Source organism: Lactiplantibacillus plantarum (genome assembly GCF_014131735.1).
GTDB lineage: Bacteria > Bacillota > Bacilli > Lactobacillales > Lactobacillaceae > Lactiplantibacillus > Lactiplantibacillus plantarum.
The window spans coordinates 54,688-76,917 of record NZ_CP039121.1 but is presented as its reverse complement, the minus strand read 5'-3'; the positions used below and the strand labels follow the sequence as shown (position 1 = coordinate 76,917).

Annotated in this window: 10 protein-coding genes and 3 pseudogenes; 6 read left to right on the top strand and 7 right to left on the bottom strand. The window is 42.7% G+C overall.

Annotated elements, in window-relative coordinates:
• Positions 1-310: 310 nt before the first annotated feature.
• On the bottom strand, positions 311-3,985 hold the full coding sequence (locus E5260_RS00295; protein ID WP_182482028.1) for a bacterial Ig-like domain-containing protein: 3,675 nt from the start codon (positions 3,983-3,985) through the stop codon (positions 311-313).
• Between the two features lie 664 nt (positions 3,986-4,649).
• Between E5260_RS00295 and E5260_RS00290 the strand changes: the two genes are divergently transcribed.
• The 4 genes and pseudogenes from E5260_RS00290 (at position 4,650) to E5260_RS00280 (ending at position 9,597) form a co-directional block, all read left to right on the top strand.
• Positions 4,650-7,349 (top strand): GH25 family lysozyme, encoded by a 2,700-nt coding sequence (locus E5260_RS00290; protein WP_225867869.1) that lies wholly within the window; start codon positions 4,650-4,652, stop codon positions 7,347-7,349.
• Positions 7,350-7,684: 335 nt separating this feature from the next.
• Positions 7,685-8,904, top strand: a pseudogene (locus tag E5260_RS00285) (Y-family DNA polymerase).
• Between the two features lie 31 nt (positions 8,905-8,935).
• Positions 8,936-9,218, top strand: a pseudogene (locus E5260_RS15310) (acetyl-CoA carboxylase).
• A pseudogene (locus E5260_RS00280) lies at positions 9,211-9,597 on the top strand (hypothetical protein). Before E5260_RS15310 ends, E5260_RS00280 begins: the two co-directional pseudogenes overlap by 8 nt.
• 474 nt (positions 9,598-10,071) lie before the next feature.
• Here E5260_RS00280 and E5260_RS00275 read toward each other — a convergent pair.
• Genes E5260_RS00275 through E5260_RS00260 form a run of 4 tightly spaced genes read right to left on the bottom strand, consistent with a single transcriptional unit; the run spans position 10,072 to position 16,342 of the window.
• Positions 10,072-11,457 (bottom strand): glycoside hydrolase family 1 protein, encoded by a 1,386-nt coding sequence (locus E5260_RS00275; protein WP_003641574.1) that lies wholly within the window; start codon positions 11,455-11,457, stop codon positions 10,072-10,074.
• A gap of 11 nt (positions 11,458-11,468) precedes the next feature.
• The gene (locus tag E5260_RS00270; RefSeq protein ID WP_003641575.1) at positions 11,469-12,347 is read right to left on the bottom strand and encodes an ROK family protein; all 879 of its coding nucleotides are present in this window, start codon (positions 12,345-12,347) and stop codon (positions 11,469-11,471) included.
• Positions 12,347-15,046 carry an alpha-mannosidase gene (locus tag E5260_RS00265; protein WP_003641576.1) on the bottom strand — a complete coding sequence of 900 codons (2,700 nt, stop codon included), beginning with the start codon at positions 15,044-15,046 and terminating at the stop codon, positions 12,347-12,349. Before E5260_RS00265 ends, E5260_RS00270 begins: the two co-directional genes overlap by 1 nt.
• A 6-nt stretch (positions 15,047-15,052) precedes the next feature.
• Positions 15,053-16,342: a glycoside hydrolase family 125 protein gene (locus E5260_RS00260; protein WP_013356072.1), complete on the bottom strand. Its 1,290-nt coding sequence runs from the start codon at positions 16,340-16,342 to the stop codon at positions 15,053-15,055.
• A gap of 147 nt (positions 16,343-16,489) precedes the next feature.
• Between E5260_RS00260 and E5260_RS00255 the strand changes: the two genes are divergently transcribed.
• Positions 16,490-17,554 carry a GntR family transcriptional regulator gene (locus tag E5260_RS00255; RefSeq protein WP_003641578.1) on the top strand — a complete coding sequence of 355 codons (1,065 nt, stop codon included), beginning with the start codon at positions 16,490-16,492 and terminating at the stop codon, positions 17,552-17,554.
• A 5-nt stretch (positions 17,555-17,559) separates the two neighbouring features.
• Positions 17,560-19,707 (top strand): GH92 family glycosyl hydrolase, encoded by a 2,148-nt coding sequence (locus E5260_RS00250; protein ID WP_003641579.1) that lies wholly within the window; start codon positions 17,560-17,562, stop codon positions 19,705-19,707.
• 246 nt (positions 19,708-19,953) lie between these two features.
• On the opposite strand, the gene E5260_RS00245 is transcribed toward E5260_RS00250, so the two are convergent.
• Together E5260_RS00245 and E5260_RS00240 are read right to left on the bottom strand one after the other, a co-directional pair.
• Positions 19,954-21,090, bottom strand: a complete 1,137-nt coding sequence (locus E5260_RS00245) for an ABC transporter ATP-binding protein (RefSeq protein WP_003641580.1) — start codon at positions 21,088-21,090, stop codon at positions 19,954-19,956.
• A gap of 245 nt (positions 21,091-21,335) precedes the next feature.
• Positions 21,336-22,199, bottom strand: coding sequence for an ROK family protein (locus tag E5260_RS00240; protein WP_003641581.1), 864 nt, complete (start codon positions 22,197-22,199; stop codon positions 21,336-21,338).
• Between the last annotated feature and the right edge of the window lie 31 nt (positions 22,200-22,230).

Sequence of the window (22,230 nt, the reverse complement as noted above, 5' to 3'; positions counted from 1 at the left end):
ATTTCGTAGAGTATCGGGTACGAACGATATTCTTTTTTATTTCTATCATAACAAAGGCCGGTCAGGAATAATCTGAAGATTATTCCTGACCGGCCTTTGTTATGGAGACTTATGTCACAGTCTCTTCTTACTAATAGTTACTTAATTTTCGGATTTTCTGACAATTGCAGCTCATAATCTTGATAATTAGAATGAACTGATTAAACCTAGTAAAGATACATTCCGTTAACATATTTTTCAGCATTAACATGTTCTCAAAATTTTTAAGCTGTGCTTTTATTTCCAAGCCTTCAGCTATATCATACCACCCTTAGTCTTGATTACGACGCTTTTTTCCTCCTAAGAAAGTAAGCAGACTCGTCGTTACTAATAGCAATAATCCACCTAAAGTCATGGTACGTTGCGTTGATTCATCAGTTTGCGGCAACTCGTTATGTGAGGTTGTCGTTTGTAATGCACTCCCAGACTTCACTGATGTTACTTGACTGAAGGTCGTTAGATGATCTGATTTTGCTCTTTGATCTGACTTAGCCGATTGATTTGTCTGATCTGGTGTCACTGGACTAACTGGCTTAGCTGGTTGACTTGGCTTGCCTGGTGTTACCGGATTTGATTTCACAATCACAGTAATTGTGGCCGTCTTGGTAACGACGTTACCCGCCGCGTCCGTGTAACTATACGTAACCTCGTAACGGCCCGCCTTCGTTGGGTCCACTGTTCCACTAACAGTTATATCACTCAATTTCAATACGCTGCCAGCTTCATCGGTCGCACTCACAAAGTTATCGGCGGCTTTCCAGGTAGTACTTGGGCCCGCTACTAACGTGCTGTCCTTGGTGTCAATACTTGCTTGAGACGCCACTACTGTGATGGTAGCTGTCTTGGTAACTGCGTTACCCGCCGCGTCCGTGTAACTATACGTGACCTCGTAACGGCCCGCCTTCGTTGGGTCCACTGTTCCACTAACAGTTATATCACTCAATTTCAATACGCTGCCAGCTTCATCGGTCGCACTCACAAAGTTATCGGCGGCTTTCCAGGTAGTACTTGGGCCCGCTACTAACGTGCTGTCCTTGGTGTCAATACTTGCTTGAGACGCCACTACTGTGATGGTAGCTGTCTTGGTAACTGCGTTACCCGCCGCGTCCGTGTAACTATACGTGACCTCGTAACGGCCCGCCTTCGTTGGGTCCACTGTTCCACTAACAGTTATATCACTCAATTTCAATGCGCCGCCAGCTTCATCGGTCGCACTCACAAAGTTATCGGCGGCTTTCCAGGTAGTACTTGGGCCCGCTACTAACGTGCTGTCCTTGGTGTCAATACTTGCTTGAGACGCCACTACTGTGATGGTAGCTGTCTTGGTAACTGTGTTACCCGCTGCGTCCGTGTAGCTATACGTGACCTCATAACGGCCCGCCTTTGTTGGGTCCACTGTTCCACTAACAGTTATATCACTCAATTTCAATGCGCCGCCAGCTTCATCGGTCGCACTCACAAAGTTATCGGCGGCTTTCCAGGTAGTACTTGGGCCCGCTACTAACGTGCTGTCCTTGGTGTCAATACTTGCTTGAGACGCCACTACTGTGATGGTAGCTGTCTTGGTAACTGCGTTACCCGCTGCGTCCGTGTAGCTATACGTAACCTCATAACGGCCCGCCTTTGTTGGGTCCACTGTTCCACTAACAGTTATATCACTCAATTTCAATGCGCTGCCAGCTTCATCGGTCGCACTCACAAAGTTATCAGCGGCTTTCCAGGTAGTACTTGGGCCCGCTACTAACGTGCTGTCCTTGGTGTCAATACTTGCTTGAGACGCCACTACTGTGATGGTAGCTGTCTTGGTAACTGCGTTACCCGCCGCGTCCGTGTAACTATACGTGACCTCGTAACGGCCCGCCTTCGTTGGGTCCACTGTTCCACTAACAGTTATATCACTCAATTTCAATGCGCTGCCAGCTTCATCGGTCGCACTCACAAAGTTATCGGCGGCTTTCCAGGTAGTACTTGGGCCCGCTACTAACGTGCTATCTTTAGTGTCAATTGACGTTTGATCAATGTCATATGTTAAATAAATATCTGTAGGTTGATTATTTTCTCCATAAATTCCACTAAGATTATTATTTGAAGAAACATAATAATAACTTACCCCATTTTTTTTAATGAGAGAAGTAGGTATTATATTATAGTTACTCCCAACACTATTAGCCATTGAAGTAGTTTGAGCACTTAATTCCGTACCATTTTTATCAATATAATGAATAGTGATGTCTGAATATATAGTTGCAGAAACAGATTGAGTTACTGTATTTCCATCACTATCAGTAACTGTATATATAATGGTGTAAACTCCATTTTTATTACTATTCCAAGCATTAACAAAATTGGTATCATCTTTTATAGTAACAGCGGAACTTAGGTTTCCATCCTCAACATCAGATGCTGTTACGCCATCCAGCAACCATTTATTAATATCAGAAACAGTAGTACCTTGCTTAATATTCTTATCCATCGCTGTTATTTTAGGAACAAAACCACTGTTATTAATATTCTGGAAATATCCTGAAGTCGTGCTTTTTTGTGCAGTTGTTATATAATCAGACTCATATTGGTCTGTCAAAATATACTGACTATTAAGGCCCGGAGTAGTAGCAACTATACCTAAAACATACCATCCAATATCCATATTATCAGGTATCGATATTTTTACAGTTTGATCATCTATTTGAGTTGTTGTCCAACCTACAGATGATAATGGTACATAACTTTTGGAAGTATTAGGAAAACCGCCCTTTTCTGTTATATAAATATTGTCAGCCTGTAGGGAAGCCCCTGTACCAGAAATACTTAAAGTTATTGTTCTACCTATTTTATCGTTTTGAGAATTAGTATAAAAGCCTGGATCAACTACAACATTAAAGTTCATAGACTGCATATCTGGCAAATAGTAGTTTTTTCCATTTATATATCCTACATAATTATCATTTATACCAATATATCCATAACTTCCATTTCCTATAATCAATCGTTGATTATCATAGCCACTACCACCACTACCACCAGCATTGGCCTTTGTATTGTAGCTGGTACCACCAGTTATCGCTACTGAAGTATTATTTAAAGATGCCGTAATGATATTTTTAGAAGTATCGACGGCAGCCGTATGCAAATTAATTATGAAGTTAATTCCCGCATTAGAAATATCAGTACTGAATGTATATGTTATTGTCCCACTGGTTTTATCATAAGCTAAGCTGCCATAATTTGTACCACCATTTAACTGAATATTGTCCCAATTAATAGATTTAGGATTAGATATTGTAAAAGTTAACTTTGTACCATTAGATATGGTTGCACTTTTTTCAATACTCGTATTTAGCGCTATAACACCTCCTCCACCAGAGAAAGTATCCCCATTATTAAAACTTGAAGTAACAACCACTCCTGTAGTATCTGTTGAACTTGACAAATTGTCCGTTGCTAATTTAACATTGCTAACCCCCGCTTTTGCTGCACTAATACTGGTTGCACTGTTCACTGCACTACTGGTTGCACTGTTCGCTGCACTACTGGTTGCACTGTTCGCTGCACTACTGGTTGCACTGTTCGCTGCACTACTGGTTGCACTGTTCGCTGCACTACTGGTTGCACTGTTCGCTGCACTACTGGTTGCACTGTTCGCTGCACTACTGGTTACACTGTTCGCTGCACTACTGGTTACACTGTTCGCTGCACTACTGGTTACACTGTTCGCTGCACTACTGGTTACACTGTTCGCTGCACTACTGGTTACACTGTTCGCTGCACTACTGGTTGCACTGTTCGCTGTACTACTCGTATCCGCACGTACAGAAGGATTGACCATAAGCATGCCCAAACCTAAACTTATAGATAAGGTTGTAACTCCCATAGCTACCCATGACTTTCCCTTTTTGAATAATTTATAGCGTGTACAGGTATTCCCAACAAAAATTTTTTTGTTCATGTATAGACGCCCCTTCACTTTGTACATATTCTGTAATTATAATTTATTATTATTGAGTGCAATAATTAATTGTGTTTATTATAACAAAGCACACTTTATTATTAACTTAATTACATAAATCAGTTGTATTCATTATATTAAAATTGTTTTTATATCGATGAATCTTAAGACTTTTCAAAGAATTCTCCAAATTATTTTCAGGAGGCAGTCTATCGTGAGCCCCTACCATCAACTTACCATGGATATATTTAATAATTAGCAGATGATAAAGATAACATTGAAAATAATAGGATGACCAATAGCAATTCATAGGCATTACAAATTACTTACCATCATTGAATCATGAGATTGAAAAAAATCATTCAGAACAGTTCATCAAAACTCTAAATGAACATCTAGAAAGTGATGATACTGTCGGTGCCATTCAGAAATTCAACATACAAGAATTAATTAAAAATATTTCTCATCGTTTTGATCGTTAATCTTTAAATCAGATTACTAACTTTGAACTAGAATTCCATTTTTGAGTATATAGTATAACCTATAGCCATCCATGGTATTATAATAACTATAAATAATTTATCATATGATTGATCAATTTTATTTTACAGTGCATTACCATGTCACAATCAATATTATTTATCAAAATAAAAAGGACGGTACTATGAATTTCAAAACACATAACCACATTAATGCTAAAACAACAAAAAGATTTAAACTGTACAAGTCAGGTAAGCTGTGGCTTGTTGCTGGAGTGACTTTTTGTTCATTTGTTGGTAGCGCAATCATCAACGATCAAATTGCGCACGCTGACACAGTAACTGTAGCTAAAACAGCAACCACGGTCACACGGACAACCGTCAGTGCTGATTCAAAAACAAGCAATGATTCTGCTTCATCAGATACAGTTTCCACTACGGCTAACAAGGTCGCTAATACTGCTTCAAATATCGCTCACCAACCAAATAGTGCAACAACCAACTTAAATACTAGTCAAGCAGCAACCGCTACCTCAAGTACAACCACCAAGGCTGCTTCGAGTATCCTCAGTCAAGCGGACAGCGAAACTGCCAACTCAAACACTAGTCAAGCAGTAACTGCTACCTCAAGCGCTGCTACCGAGGCTGTTTCGAGTGCCGCCAACCAAACGGGCCAAAAAGTAAGCTCCAGTAATAACAAAAGCCATGAGGCAACGGCTCACACAACTAGTGCTGCCTCTGGTTCTATTAACCAAGTAAGTAGCACAGCAATCAAATCAGCAACAAGTACCGAGAATACCAACAAGGCCACATCAGTTGCTTCAAATGCAGCAAAGCACCAAGCAACCACGACAAAAAAAGCTGACCTTAACTTAACTACGGTGACAGCAAGCACTCCAGAAACGGACGTTTGGACTATTGGAGATACCACCAGACCACGTGTTGACGTGGTCGACGTTGCATCATATCAAAGTGCAATGACACAATCTGACTACAACAAATTGAAAGCAGCTGGCGTCAAAACAGTCATCATCAAAACGACCGAAGGCACTGGTTATACCAATCCAGTAGCCTTAGCTCAAGCCAAGATGGCTAATGCCGCCGGTCTAAATGTTGATTTCTACCACTACGCAACATTTAATACAGCCGATACCGCCCAAATGGAAGCAACTAATATGGCTAACTTCCTAGTTAAAAATAACGTTTCCAAAAAAGTATTATTGTTTGCCGACATGGAAGATGCCAAGACATACACAGTAAATGCTACAGCTAACCTTAATACTTTCTGGTCGGTATTGAATGCGCTTGGTTATACGAATCATGGGGTTTACACCTCAAACACATACTTATACCGTGATGCCGTCATTAAAACAGTTGGTCAATCGCGCGTCTGGCGAGCTCAGTATCCATATACGCCTTCTGCCAATAACCTTTGGAATACAGATGACGGCGCTTGGCAATTCTCAAGCACCGCCCTCTTACCATCAGGCTCCGACTATACTGGATATATTGACGTTAGTATCTGTTATAACGGTTTAACCGAAGATAGCGCAGGTACCAATACTTTCTCAACCCCCAATGAATTTGTAAACCAATATCACTGGGAAGGCAATAAGCTATACTTCTATGGCAGCAATGGTCAACCAATCACTGGCTTCCGGCATTACGGGAATAACAAACTAGAATACTATGGGTCAGATCACGCTCAATATCGCAACCGTTACTTAACTGCCGCCAATAACCAGTTATATTACTTTGGTAGTAACGGCGATGCCATTACCGGCTTACGACACTATGCTAATAATAAACTAGAATACTATGGTACAGACCATATTCAATATCGCAATCGTTATGCTACTGTTGGTAACAATAAGCTTTATTACTTTGGGAGTAATGGTGACGCCATTTCCGGTCTGCGGCACTATGGTAATAACAAGTTAGAATTTTACGGCACGGATCATATTCAATATCGTAACCGTTACTACACTGCCGCTAAAAATAAGCTTTATTACTTTGGGGGCAACGGCGATGCTATTACTGGCCTACGACACTATGGCCACAATAAACTAGAATACTATGGCAATGATCACGTTCAATACCGCAACCGTTACTACACCGCCGCTAAAAATAGGCTTTATTACTTTGGGAGTAATGGTGACGCCATTTCCGGTCTGCGGCACTATGGTAATAACAAGTTAGAATTTTACGGCACGGATCACATTCAATACCGCAATCGTTATTACACTGCCGCTAAAAATAAGCTTTATTACTTCGGGGACAACGGCGATGCCATTACTGGCCTACGACACTATGGTAACAACAAGCTCGAATACTATGGTGCAGACCATGTCCAATATCGCAATCGTTATGCCACCGTCAATAATCAGTTGTACTACTTCGGCAGCAATGGTGATGCAATAACCGGCTTGCGTCACTACGGCAATAACAAGCTCGAATACTATGGTGCAGACCATGTCCAATATCGTAATCGCTACTACACTGCCGCTAAAAATAAACTTTATTACTTTGGGGGCAACGGCGATGCCATTACTGGACTACGGCACTATGGTAATAACAAGTTAGAATTTTACGGCACGGATCACATTCAATATCGTAACCGTTACGTCACTGTCGGTAACCACCGTTATTACTTCGGCAGCAATGGCGATGCTGTATCAACTAATCAACCACAAACTGAAGCAGATATTATCGGTTCCATGCGTGTTGCTCAAAAAGCGCAACAAATCGTGACCGTCGTTCAGAATGGCGGATCAACGGCAACCTTAAAGTTATGGCAAAAACAAGGTAACACTTGGCGCAACCTTTTAACTTCATCAAGTCGTATCGGCAATGGAGGCATCGGAAACTCTCACGAAGGGAATTGACTACACAAAAGCAGCGTCTCATAATCAGTATGAGCTAGCGGTTGTTAGGGATAATTACGGACAGAATAATGGTTCTGGCTTCTTTATCCACGTTAAGAACCACTGGCCAACTGAGGGCTGTGTCTCAATTAACTTAAGTGATATGCGCACTCTAGTCAGTCACTTGGGAACCAAAGCATACGTTGTTGATGTTCAAAACCAATCACAACTTAAAAACTACTAAGATGAAACTTGGATTGCTTGCTTTTAAATGGCAATCCAACTTTTTTAGTAATTAAAGAACATATGTTCTTTTTTGTGGTAGAATAAACGTAAATAATCAGGAAGGTGAGGCCATGTTTTTTGACCACGAACCACGGGGTGTCTTTTTTTAATTGACAATAAAAGCTTCTATGCTCGCTGCGAAACCGTTCAACGCGGCCTAAATCCACTAAAAGTACCCTTAGTTGTAATGAGCGAAGCGGAAAATACAAATGGCGGCTTAATTTTAGCTACGTAGAAACCAAGAAGTTGTTTCATTTACAAGCCAACGTTTCCCGTCAGCGAGATTTGCCGCAAGATCCACGTTTAATTGTTGTACCACCGCGAATGAACCTTTACATTGAACACAACCTACAAATCAACCAAATTTTTGCTAAATTCACTTCAGAAGCTGAAGTGTGGCCCTACTCGATTGATGAGGGCATTCCTGATATGACTCATTCTTGGCAATTATTTGGCTCATCGCCACGGGCCGGCTTATTCAAAATACTATCAGTCATCAATTAAGTCTCTACACGACTGTAGGGATTGGTGAAATTCACTATGAAACCGTACCAGATAAGATTTGGCCAATTACCGAATTAACCGACATTTGGGGAATTGGTCCACGTATGGCTAAACATTTGAATCGCTTACAAATTCATAACATGTACGAGCTTGTTCACACCAATCCACACTTTCTAAAACAAAACTTAGGCGTCATTAGTAGCCAAATTTTTGCCACATCCTGGGGTGTTGACCACTCCCAGTTGACTGAACCAATCAAAACTAAGGAAGCCAGCTTAGGTAACTCACAAGTCCTACCGCGTGATTACTTGGCACAAGGTGAGCTTGAGACTGTGATCAAAGAGATTGACGAACAAGTCGCGGCTCGACTCAGACACCACCATAAATTAGCAGGCTGCTTATCTTTAAGTATTGGGTTCTCATACACAGCGGCTGAAGCTGACGGCCGTGATGGGTTTCATCATGCTATCAGAATAGGCCCTACTAAATGACAATCAGCTTCTGGCCCAACAATTACTCTGGTTGTTTCGCAAAAACTGGGACGGCCAAGCAGTACGTAATATCGCGGTTTACAGTAATAAACTAAGCCCTGACACTGGACAGCAACTCGATTTATTCAGTCAACCTACTCAGCAAATTAGACATAACCAACTCAATCGAGTCATTGATGATATTCATCAATGGCTTCACTAAACTAATTTACGCTACTAGCCTATTACACGGCGGTACAGCAATTAATCGTGCTTGCTTAGTTGGTGGCCTTAATGGAGGAAATAGCTATGAGTAGAGATTTAGATATTATCCTTAGTCGTTTATAATTGTTATTCAAACGCACAACTTAAATACGTTACTGGATCGTGATTGCCAATGACCCTTATGATCCACTCGTATAACGTCTTTTTTAATAGCCAACGCGCCAATGAACGACTGAGATCGGTACCGTTGCATAAGCTAAGCAATTATACCTTAAACGACCTAGAAAACTTAGTTGAAGCATTGCATCGACAAGTTAAATTTACCATTGAATATATTGGCTTTACTGGACTTATCTGGCCCAGAAGTCAAACAATAATACAAATGAAACGCAAGAATCTTGAATGATAGAAAGTTTGATATGGACACCGTTAACCTTTTCTTCGAGCACGATTATCACGATCGCGGCATGATCAAATGGCAAAGCTTTTACCTGTCTAATCACACAGCGGCATTAAATAAACTACAAGCGCAAAATGCAATAAGTTACCTGACCAAAGCACAGCAATCAATGAGTGAGATTAGCAGCATTCTGGCCATCGCTCATTTTAAGAATCAGACGATTAGCCTTCAACTAAATACAGTTGATCAAAACAACCAACACTTGCCTACCATTACAACATGAATACTTGGTTATAATGCAGGAACTGTTATTATTTCAGATCGTCAGTTTATCAATATGAACAATATTCGACATGTAGAATTAACTAAAAATATCGCAAACTAATGTCAAAGTTCAAACGCCAATTTGAGTCTCGATGACAATGTTAGTTTGCGCTATTTATTTTTCATGTCTGTAATACTTATACATACTACAGTGTCATCTAGTATTACCATAGTAATTTCAGCTAATAATATATGAATCAAAAAAATCCCATCTCAACTTTCTATATTACTAGTATTATGGTTTGTCAACACCGTTAATACCAGATTTTGCATACTCTATTTGACTGTATTTCATATTTATCCTATTTTTTTATAAGCTAACAACATCACTCACTTTTATTTTGATTACAATAATTTTAATACTGAAATAAATACACTCTTACCATGTTCACTTCTTATCCCGTTCCAAAACTAAGTACCGGCGAGTAATGTTTCCTCGCCGTAACCATAGAAATACTTAGAATCAGGTTTAATAAACTTATACTCATTAGTATGCCTATCAAAACTAATTGAGAGAGACTCCACCTAGTTTAATTCAAAACCCATTCCGTTCCCCAAGCTCCGCAAACCACTTTGCCGACTTCTTTAACGTTTTAGTTTGCGTATGGCTATCATTACGAATCAAGCCGTAACGATTATGGTAAGCATGATTCCATGACCAACAGTCAATACCACTCCAAACGAAGTAGCCCTGACAATTGGAGCCAGCCGCAATCCCTTTTGCTAAGGCAGTTAGGTGTTCCTTCATAAAATCGATGCGGTAGTCATCTTGAACGACGCCTTGTTTGTCCAGAAACCGTTCTTCACCAGCAACTCCCATACCGTTTTCAGAGATCATCCACGGAATGTTACCATAATTTTTTTGAATATTGCGTGCAATATCAGTCATCGCCTGTGGGTAAATTTCCCAGCCCCGATCAACGTTCATCATTCGACCTGGCATATCGTATTCCTTGAAGTAAATATCAGGCATCCACGGTTGCAAACTCTTTGGGCTGATATCTGGTCGCTGAACACGGAAGGGGTGATAGTAATTAACACCCAAACAGTCAACGGGATTAGCAGCGATAATTGCCAATTCAGTTGGGGTCGCATCCCATAGTACCCCATCCATTGTCAGTCGCTCGACCAACTTTTCTGGAAAATGTCCTAACACCGCTGGATCTAAGAAGAGGTTATTGGACCACAACTCAGCAAATTCCGCAGCCGCTAAATCAGCTGGATCATCTGACGCGGCATACGCTGGCGTCAAATTCAAAATAATCCCAATCTGTTGTTCCGGTCGCACGCAAAGTTCATGAAACCGAGCAACCGTTTTAGCGGATGCCAAATTCATGTTATAGGCGACCTGTACTGCTTTAGGGCCATTAATCACCTGTGGATAATGCCAGCCATACAAATATTGACCATCAACAACGACTTTAGGTTCATTGAATGTATACCAATGGTCGACCCGATCCCCAAATAACTTAAAGCACTGTTCAGCAAACTTAACAAATAATTCAACCACGTGCTTGGACTCCCATCCATGATATTTATCATAGAGTGCCACCGGTAAGTCAAAGTGGTGCAAATTAATATACGGTGTAATGTGGTGAGTCAACATCGAATCAATCACGTGATTATAGAAGGCGACACCATCAGCATTTAAGCTTGCCGTTTCAAAGTCATCAATTAGCCGTGTCCATTGGATTGATGTCCGCAAACCTTGAACCCCCGCCTGCGCCATAAGTGCAAGGTCATGATCATAATCATTATAAAAGTTCGACGCCGTATCTGGTCCAACACCGGCATCGAATTGTTCCGGCTCCGTTGCGAACCAATAATCGAAAACATTCTGATGCTGTTTATGAAAGTTACCTTCTGTCTGGGGGCCCGACGTTGCCGCCCCCCAGACAAAGCCTTCCGGAAACTCTACCATAGTCACGCCTCCTAACGGTTTTGGGATTGTTCAAAATCAACTGCAGCACCCCGCAAGTTCGCTTCATCGGTATACTGACAAGTCACTAACGTTGGCTTTAACGTGGCAATCTTGACCTGCTGATAAATAGCGGTTAAAGCTCGTTGAATACCCGGAATCAGGTCAGAATTGTTTGAGACACCACCACCCAGAATAATTTTTTCTGGATCAAAACTATACTGAATATTAAAGATACCTTGTGCTAGCGCCGCGTACATTGTGTCAATCTCGTGACGCGCCACTCCATCGCCAGTATCTGCTAACTGGTACAACTGCTGACCAGTCATTTTGCCAGTTTGATTCGTTACTTGCTGATACCGGTGAATTGCATTCGGTACCGTTCCTAATTCGCTCAGCGTTCCTGTGGTATTGATTTTTGTGTAACCAAATTCACCACCAAACAGGTGCGCACCGTGCCAGATCTGCTGATTGAAAATCAATGCACCGCCAACGCCGGTCCCAATGACTAGAAATGCTAGGCTCGTAGCACCTTGTCCGGCACCCGTCGATGCTTCCGCCAGTGCGGCACAATTCGCATCATTTTCAATGCTAACTGGCAACTTAAAACGAGCCGTTAATTCTGCTTGAATCGGGAAATTATGGATGTACGGAATTGCACTCGCACCCTCAATTACACCAGTCGCTTGATTAACTGCCCCAGGAGAACTGATCCCGACCCCAACAATCGCCGCTTGGGCCTTCATTTGTTCCACTTCACGCTGCAATAGATCCATGAACGCTGCCTTAGTCGTCGGGGTAGTGACCGCATGGTGCCGAGTTAGTGTCGAATCTTGCCAAACGGCGAATTTGATCGTCGTGCCACCAATATCGATTAATCCCAATGGTGCCATTATGCTCGCCCCGCTTCCGTCAATAATAACGTTTTAATCTCCATTGGCATTAAGGTATCCGTCGTCACTTCTGGTAATTCTTCTTCAAAGAAGTTGACTGCTTGCTTTGATAAACTGGTTGTCACCTTCAATGGTACTTGACGATCACTCAAATTATAGCCACGTACTGTCAATCCAGTACTATTGTTCGCGCGTTTTAAGCTCGTCACGGCAAATTCAGGTGTCGCGAGCGTCAAGTATTGATCGTCCGCTTCCAAGGTACCGGTATGTTGCCACGTCTGTTGGTTACTAAACGGCGTTTGCATTCCTTGCGCCCGTTGGTAACTCGCAATCCGTTGTGCTTCCGACCCATCGGTTAACTCCAAACTATAATTAAAGGTGAACGCCCCTTGGCATTGCGCCTCTGGGGTTGCAAAGTAGCCCCAATCCCCCATTTCACCCACACAACGTAACATCGTCAGCGCAATAGTATTATCTGCTGGCAAAATCTCGTACTCGTTTAAGCCCAAATTACCGACTGTCACACCATTAGCCTCGTTAAAGACACAGGCAAAGGCCTGTTGGTGTTGCGGGTTAGTTGGGTTTTGCCAGTTCTTAGCTGGTCGGTTCGCACGGGTTACGGTCTCGTAGATCGAATCAGCAACGTGGGTTTCGGCAGTCAGTGCCGTCTTGAATAGCACCCGTAATCGGTGATCTTTTGCTTGGTTATTGACATGTGATTCAAATTGTATTTGCCGACTATTAGGATTCAGACGAATCTTCGTCGTTATCGTCAGTGGCACTTTTTGAGTTGATCGCTGTGCTGTTCGCTGCGTGATATCCACAATGGCATGGGTCTCCTTAGCAAGTTGTTCATCCGCGGATGTTGGAACCTCCAAATAATTGATTAATTCCAACTCGCTGCCCAACTCGTCTGCATGCACAACCCGCACCTCCATTGGAAAATCAGTTGAGTAATAGGCGCGCTTATCAGCTGTTTGACGATAGATATATTCGTTACCCATATCACCCGTATCTTCAAACACAAGCATCTGATGGTAGGTCTTATTGGTCTCCCGATTTGTAATCGTTAAACTACCATCATCTTCCACACCAATTTTCAACCATTCATTACTGATTAATCGTGGTTGGGCCTTGACCGTTGCATTTGGCACTAGCGTTTGTGTGGCTGGTTGTAAAGCTAACGTCCGCCAAGCAAATGCTGGCATATTGACCACGTTCAACTCGATTGTGAGTTCAATTGCTTGGAATGGGTCCCGGAACCGATCTTTTGGTAAATCATAATGGAAGGCCACTTGTTGATCGATTAGTCGAAAGGGCACACTTTGACCATGGGCATCAACTACCATTAATTCTGGTAATTCAGCTAATCGCTGTTCAAGTTGGTGGCGTTGCTCCTGAATGGTACCCGTTGCGCTAAAAGCAATCCGGTCCCACTCTACAACAATTCTTGTCAGACCAGTCTTGGTAAAGCCAGTCGTATTAACAACGACAAACGGTTTCGCTTGTTCATTAAAATCTGTCGTATTGATTTTAGCAGTCAGCGTTGTCAGTGCATCGTGGGCAACAAATCGTGCGACTTCTTGTGATTTTGCAAACCGGGTTAACATCTCGCGGTGAACTTCATCGACAGAGCAACCACAAATACTATCATGGGGATGATTTTGCAATAACAATTTCCACGCATAGCGTAACCGATCGTGCGGATAGTCCGCGGCCGGATAAGCCATCGCTGCCAGTGGCTCCGCTTGATTTTCTAGTAACCGTTCGTTCTTCGTATTTTCCTGCTTCAAGTACACCCGACTGGAGGCCGTATTTGCTAAGGTGTACCAACCATCCGTTTCTTGACTCGTTAATTCGCCATGAATTGTACTTAAATCTTTAGGCAAATCTGCGCTCAGAGTCGCTAGGTAATCAGTAAAGTTAGAATGAATAAATTCATAATCAGGGTATAGTTCATTTGCGACCTTAATTGCCGCCGTCACGTCCAATTGAACAGGTTGGTGATCGACACCATTCATCATTAATAAATTATCCGTTGATGCAAATTTTTCAGCATCCGCGAGCTTTTGATCCCAAAACTTCTTAGCAGCCGTTCGCTCAACCGGAATCTCATTGCCGTTGCTATACCAATTAGCAAATAGCAGCCCTAGAATGCGAGTGCCATCCGGACCTTGCCACCACATTTCAGAATATTGAGATGCATAGTCTGCATCTCCAACCTGATTATTAAAACCAGTCGGCGTCACGCCACGACCAAAGGCAGCTGTCTTCAAATTGGCTAGCGTCATCATTTGTGGCGTTTGTCCCATGTTACCAAACGTATCAGGAAAATACCCCAAAGGAACTTCTTGACCATATTCACGCGCTTGATCGCGGCCAATAATCATGTTTCGAACATTGGATTCAGGACTAATCAGAAAATCATCTTGCAGAATATAAAATGGTCCGATTCGTAATTTTCCAGCCTTGATTGCCGCTGCTAATTCAGGTTTACGTTCTGGTCGTACCGCTAAATAATCATCCAGCGCAATCATCTGACCGTCCAAATGAAAACTGTCGAAATCTGAGTCATTTTTAAAAACATCCAGCAAATTATCAATCAGCGTCACTAAGCGCATATGGTGTTGTTCAAACGGCATATACCATTCACGATCCCAGTGGCTGTGTGAAATAACAAAGACCTTCTTCTTCGTCATGTTTACCTACCTCTCAATCTTAAATCCCAGTGTCGTTAACAATAATTCGCAATACATCATATTGGCCCAAGAGAACCATTCACGGGTAAACTGTGTGTCGTCATCGACATCGAACGATTCATGCATTAAATCAGTGTTTCCTGTCGTTTTAATCAACGTTTGTAACGCGGCCAATTGTTGTTCGTGACTATTGGCGGTTAATCCTTCCATCGCAATTGCAATCGGCCAAATATACCGAGCTGGAGTGTGGGGGCTACCTTGTCCAGCTGCTAGTTTACCGCTGTAGTAATACGGGTTTTCCGGGCTCAATAACGTCTGTCGGGTTCGTTGATAATTTAAGTCCAATAAGTCACAATACCCCAGGTAAGGAGCACTCAATAGGCTAGGAACATTGCCATCATCCATTAACTTTGCATGTCCCAAGCCGTCAACTTCGTATGCGTAGACTTTCTCACCATTAGCATTAGTCGTATAACCATACGTCTCAATACCATTACGCACAGTCGTCTGGAGTCGTTGAGCTCGCGCCACAATTTCTGGATCATCCAGAATGCTACTGAATATCGTCTGTAAATAACCAAGGATTACGACCGCAAACATATTGGCAGGCACCAGATACCCATACTCACAAGCATCATCGCTAGGACGAAAGCCGGACCAAATCATTCCCGTATCTGCAACCGGCGTGCCCCGCCCATCGCGAACCAGTGTGTCCTCAGGGCGATCAATCGTTCGAATAAACCGATACGGCGATGTTGCATGGTGTTGTTCAACTTCAAATGTTGTTAATAGCTTTTTGACACCGGTTACAAAATTATTATCAAATTGCGCGGTGACGCCGGTATTCTTATAGAGCAAGTATGCCAACTGCACCGGATAACATAACGAATCGATTTCGAATTTACGTTCCCAAATCCACGGCCCCATATTAGTTTGATCACTTTGATGACCGTGACCATTCGCCGTTTCATTGAAGGCATTAGCATAGGGATCAATCGCCATATTAAAGAATTGCCGCTGAACAACTCTAGTGATCAGGTCAGCAATGGCTGGTTGCTCATGTGCTAATGCCAAGTATGGCCGCACCTGTGCTGTTGAATCACGTTGCCACATGGCTGGAATGTCACCAGTCAAGATAAAGGCGTAACCTTGCTCATCGTCAGAAATGGTAGTTTCAAGCGTATTTAGGAATGTTTTTTGAAATACTGTACCTAATTTGGGATCAAGTGGTTGGCTCAACTGATTAACCTTAGCAACAAACTGTTGGACATGCTGATCTACATAGTTAGTCGTCATTATTGCACTCCTTATTTGATATATCATTTTCACCAATTATAACATTCAATACCGGTTTGTCTATATCAAATTACAACTAATTCTTCCCTTTTTCGTTCAAAAATGATATATTTACACTAAACTCAATTGACCGGAAAGGATCTTTCGATGCCGAAATCAGAACCGCGCTATTTAACCATTTATAATCAATTAAAAAGCCAAATTACCTCTGGAACTTTAACCGATAATGAACAATTACCAACCGAACTTCAGTTAGCTAAAGCTTACAACGTCAGTCGAATCACCTCTAAGCGAGCCCTCACTGAACTAGAAAGTCAGGGGCTAATTTACCGTAAACAAGGTAGCGGTAGTTTCGTGCAACCGACCGAACAGCCAAAGACTAACAAGCAGCTACTACTTGTCCTGCCGTTTCCAACCGATGCTGGTCTAGGCGACTATGCTTCCGGCGTGAGTTTAGCCGCTAGTGAACATCACTATCAAGCTGTTACTATGGATTCCGCGAGTTTCTTTAATCTCTCAGCCAAGGAGATCCACGAAAATTACGCCGGAGTCATTTATTTACCACAGGATTTGTATCAAGAAGCTGAGCGCATTTATCAACTCAAATTGGCACAGGTTCCAGTCGTTATCTTGGATAAGACATTACCTGCGCTTGAGTTGCCAGTCGTTACCGCTGATAACTTCAGTGGCGGCCAAATTGCAACTGATCATCTACTCCAACTTGGACATCAACAGATCTTGTTCTATGCACAACGTAATAACACAGTCCTGCCAAGTTCCGTCTATGAACGCTACTTTGGTTATTTGACAGCCCTCAATCAGCAACACGTTACGCCGGTCACTGCGCTTGCAGATTTACCCACTCTAAACCAATTCAGCACTAATGACTGGTTGACTTATCTTGCAGACCATCAGATCACCGCAATCGTTGTTGAAAACGATCTGACTGCAATCAAGCTGATGAACACTTTACGTAAAGTTGATCCTAAAATCTGGCAGCGGCTTTCAATTGTTGGCTTCGATAATATTCAAGCCGCTAGCCTGACGTACCCTTCATTGACGACCGTTGCACAAGATTTTAAAGGGATGGGGACTAAAGCAGTGTCCTTGCTGTTGAAGACTCCGGTTCAGCCAACTACTGTCCGCTTGCCAGTTCAATTAATTCAACGTGACTCTACTCAACCATTCCAACCAATTTCTAAGGAGAAATAACGATCATGAAAATTGACCAAATTGATATTCGTCAAGGCACCGCCAACAGTCCCCAACACTCTCATGGCAACTGTTTACCATACAGCGGCGTGCCCTTTGGGATGAATTACTTTGCCGTTCAGACTAACGGCGCTAACGGCGCCTGGTTCTTCCAACCAGATACACCGCGATTTGAAGGAATTCGCCTAACTCACCAACCCAGTCCCTGGATTGGCGACTATTGCCACTTATTACTCATGGGCGTCCAATGGCAGGATGCAACTAAGCGGCCAGACTTTGTCGGAAACTACCGGCCAAACGAAGCAACCTTCAATGCGCACCATCTAGCGATTTACGACGATCACTTTAACGTTCAAACTGACTTGGCACCATCAACGTATGGGGCCATTGCTCGCTATGACTTCCAGCAGTTAGAGCTAGCTCATCACGGCCTCATGTTGCAATTTTCCGATCACGTAACCTTTGAATTTACCCCAACGGGCGTCAAATTATCTGTCAGCGACTACCATGGTGGCGAAGATCCTAACCTAACTATGTACGTTGAATTAACGATTTCAGGCTTTGACCGTGCTAATTCTGGCTATTACGACGACCAAAATCATTGGTTTGTAACAACTGAAGGTCATGGTCATGCCCTAACACTACTTTTAGCTAGTGACCAGTCCCTAATCAACTGTCACCTTGCCACATCCTACGTTGATCGCACGCAAGCCCAGCTTAACTTAAAACGACTCCAAGACGCCGATTTGACGGCTCTTGAAAATGTAAGCGCTGCACAATGGAACGATTATTTAAGCCGAGTAACTATTCGCGATCATCACCCTGAGCTTATTCAAACGTTCTATACTTGCATGTACCGACTGTTCTTATTCCCACAACGTTTTTATGAATTGGACGCCAAGAACAAGCCGATCCACTACGATACAAAGTCTAAAACCATTAAATCAGGTCTACTCTATACGAATAACGGCTTCTGGGATACTTCAAAAACCGTTTACGCCCTATTCTCTATCTTAGCGCCAGAACTCTTACCTAAGTTTTTGGCAGGCTTCTTAACAAGCTACAATGAGACTGGTTTCTTACCACGTTGGTTGGCGCCAGATGAGCGGGGAATGATGCCCGGTAATCTAGTTGACTCAATTATTGCTGAAAGTGCTAAGAAAGGTATCGCATTAGAGCTCATGCCTCGTTTACTGGCTGCAATGCGTGATAGCGATTCAAAACCAGCTAAAAATTCCCGTTATGGTCGGCAAGGCAGTGCTGATTACGATCGTTTAGGCTACATCCCCGCAGACAAGTATCCTGAAAGTGTCAATTGGACCCAAGACTATGCCTATAGTGATTATTGCATTGGACAAGTCGCTGACGTATTGGATCAGACAGATATTGCCAACAAGTACTGGCAACTATCCAAGCGTTATCTCAACTTACTTGATCCGCAGACTGGCTTTTTGCGTCCCAAGAATAGCGATGGCCGATTCAAAGAACCCTTTGTCCCTGACAGCTGGGGGAGTGACTACACGGAAGGCAGCGCCTGGCAAAATAGTTACAGTGCCTTTCACGATATTAACGGCTTAATGACTGCCATGGGAGGTCCCAAGCGGTTCGATGATCAGTTGACAGCGCTCTGTAATACGCGCCCTAGTTATCACGTTGGTGGCTATCAGATGGTCATTCACGAAATGAGTGAAATGGCTGCCGTCGATTATGGTCAGGTCGCTATCTCGAACCAGCCTAGCTTTCATTTACCATATCTCTTTAGTTACACGGGGCACCGTGAAAAAACTCAAGTACTCGTAAAGCAGCTCCGGAAGTTATTCAATGCTTCCACTACCGGGTTCCCAGGAGATGAAGATAACGGCTCCATGGCCGGCTGGTTCATCTTCGCATGTTTAGGATTCTACCCAGTTTGTCCAGCTGATGCGGAATACGTGCTCGGAATTCCGGCTTTTGACCACGTTACACTGCACACGGCCGATCATGATATCCAATTAACTACCACTAACAATCACGATCACAATAATTTTGTGCAAACTATGACGCTCAACGGCCACCACTACGACCAAGCCACGATTAGCCATCAACAGCTACTAAATGCAACCAATATTGACGTCCGCTTAGGGCTTGTTCCTGCTAGTGTTACGAACAAATAAAACAATAATCCGCTATTAAAGATCACCTCCGTTGGTTATAAATTGCTAGTGCCACTTTAAGACCTAGCACAACCTATCGAGGTGATTTTTTCTATGTTTCATTAATACAGCTATTGTTAAATTAACCTAATAACAGCAAAAAAGCGTGATCAAGTTGTCTTGATCACGCTTCAAAAATATTACTTGCCTGCTATAGCGTTGAAATCTATGGGATATCTTAGCATCGCAATACCGAGCACTGCTTCTTTAGTGCGACTTACCTGTTTCTTCCTCTTCATCCAACATAATGGAGTTCTGTGTTTCTTTATCGAAGAAGTGCGCTTTGTTAATATCAAAGCCCATCTGCACTTTTGCACCGGGTTGATGAAAATCACGAGAATCAACATTAGCCACAAACTCAGTATTACCAACTTGACTATAGAGCTGGCTAGTAGCACCTAATAATTCAGACACGTTAATTGTGGCTTCAACTGTCGAATTTGGCCACGTATCAATGAAGATCTCTTCAGTATGAATATCTTCCGGTCGAATTCCGAAGACGATATCCTTGCCATTATAACCACGTTTATCTAAAACTTTAGCCATCCCTTCAGGAATTGTTAGTTGTACGCCCTTATGGTCATCAATAACCTGATCTTGATAATGAACATTGAAGAAGTTCATAGCAGGTGAGCCAATAAAGCCAGCAACAAACATATTCCGTGGACGATCATAAATTTCTGAAGGTGTTCCAATCTGTTGAATCTCACCAACTGACATGACAACCACCCGATCAGCCATGGTCATTGCTTCAGTTTGATCATGGGTCACATAGATTGTCGTCGTGCTAAGCCGCTGATGTAACTTGGCAATTTCGGCCCGCATCGATACCCGTAACTTGGCATCCAAGTTAGATAATGGCTCATCCATTAAAAAGATCGGTGCATCCCGTACAATCGCCCGGCCTAGGGCAACCCGTTGTCGTTGCCCACCAGATAAATCAGCTGGCTTACGGTCCAAAAATTCAGTTAGTCCTAAAATTTCAGCAGCTTGGTCAACTCGCTTGGCAATATCATCTTTTTTATACTTACGTAGCTTCAACCCAAACGCCATATTACCCGCAACGGTCATGTGTGGGTATAACGCATAGTTTTGGAAAACCATCGCAATGTCACGGTCTTTCGGCGAGATATCATTCATCACCTTACCGCCAATTTCTAACGTTCCTTGCGTAATATCTTCCAATCCGGCAATCATCCGTAATGTTGTCGACTTACCACAGCCGGAAGGTCCAACAAAGACAATAAATTCCTTGTCCTTAATATGAAGATCGAAGTCATTCACTGAGTTAGTTTCTGCATTTGGATAACGTTTATAAATATGATCTAAATTAATTTCAACCATGATAAATCCCAACCTTTCTGACACTATTAATTGTATTGGAAAGCGTCTTCATTATGAATGGGCAGGTTATTCAAAAAGTTCGCTTTTATTCGGCAATTTTACCAAAAGTTCCTATGAGCACCATTTCAAGTGGAACAACACTTAATTGTCGAATTCAAAAAAAACACCAAGTTGATATATCAACTTGGTGCCGACTTATATGAACCCACACGCCTTACCGGTTTTTCTCACCTGGTATTACCATATTAATCTAATAAGGAAGCGGCTAACGCAAAGTCGCCCACGGTTGCGGACGCATTATCTGCAAAGTGACTGTGTACGATTAAGTCGGTTGGGACTTGCACGTAACCATTGTTTAGCTGATCAAAGTACTGGCGAACCTTGACCATATCGGCGTCGTTAATCACTGAACCACCAAAGATGATTTTTTCTGGCGTCAAGTTAACATATGCATTAAAGGCCATTTGAGCAGCGTAATAGTCAATGTAATCAAATACAGGATTGTCCCGCTGAAGGTTCTCCCCGCGCTCACCGGTCCGTGCCTCAATGGTCGGTCCAGCTGCTACCCCTTCAAAACACTGATTACCGTGGAATGGGCAACTCCCAACAAAATCATCATCTGGATGCAACATTACCGGCGCATGCCCCATTTCCAGATGCGAGTAACCCCCAATAAAGTTGCCGTCCTGAATCGCACCACCGCCAATACCAGTGCCAATCGTGAAATAAACCGCTGCATCAACGGCTTGAGCCTCACCAGCAATGTATTCACCATAGATTGACGCATTAACATCCGTCGTAAAGTAAATCGGCACGTGTAGCGCTGCCGTTAGAATCCCTACAATATTAGTCCCCGCCCAGCCTGGTTTTGGCGTTGCTAGAATATGACCATAATCGGCAGTGCCGTGCTTAATTCCAATTGGCCCAAATGACCCTAATCCAATGGCATCAACTGGATTAGCCTTAAAAAAGTCAATACAAGCCGCCAATGTCTCTTCAGGGGTTAAAGTTGGAATTCGCTTCTTTGCGCCCATTTGATAAGTCTCATCCGCTACTGCTAAGATAAACTTAGTACCGCCCGCTTCAATGCTCCCTAATCTTCTACTCATTCTTTTCACCTTCACTATTTCTTATTAAGAT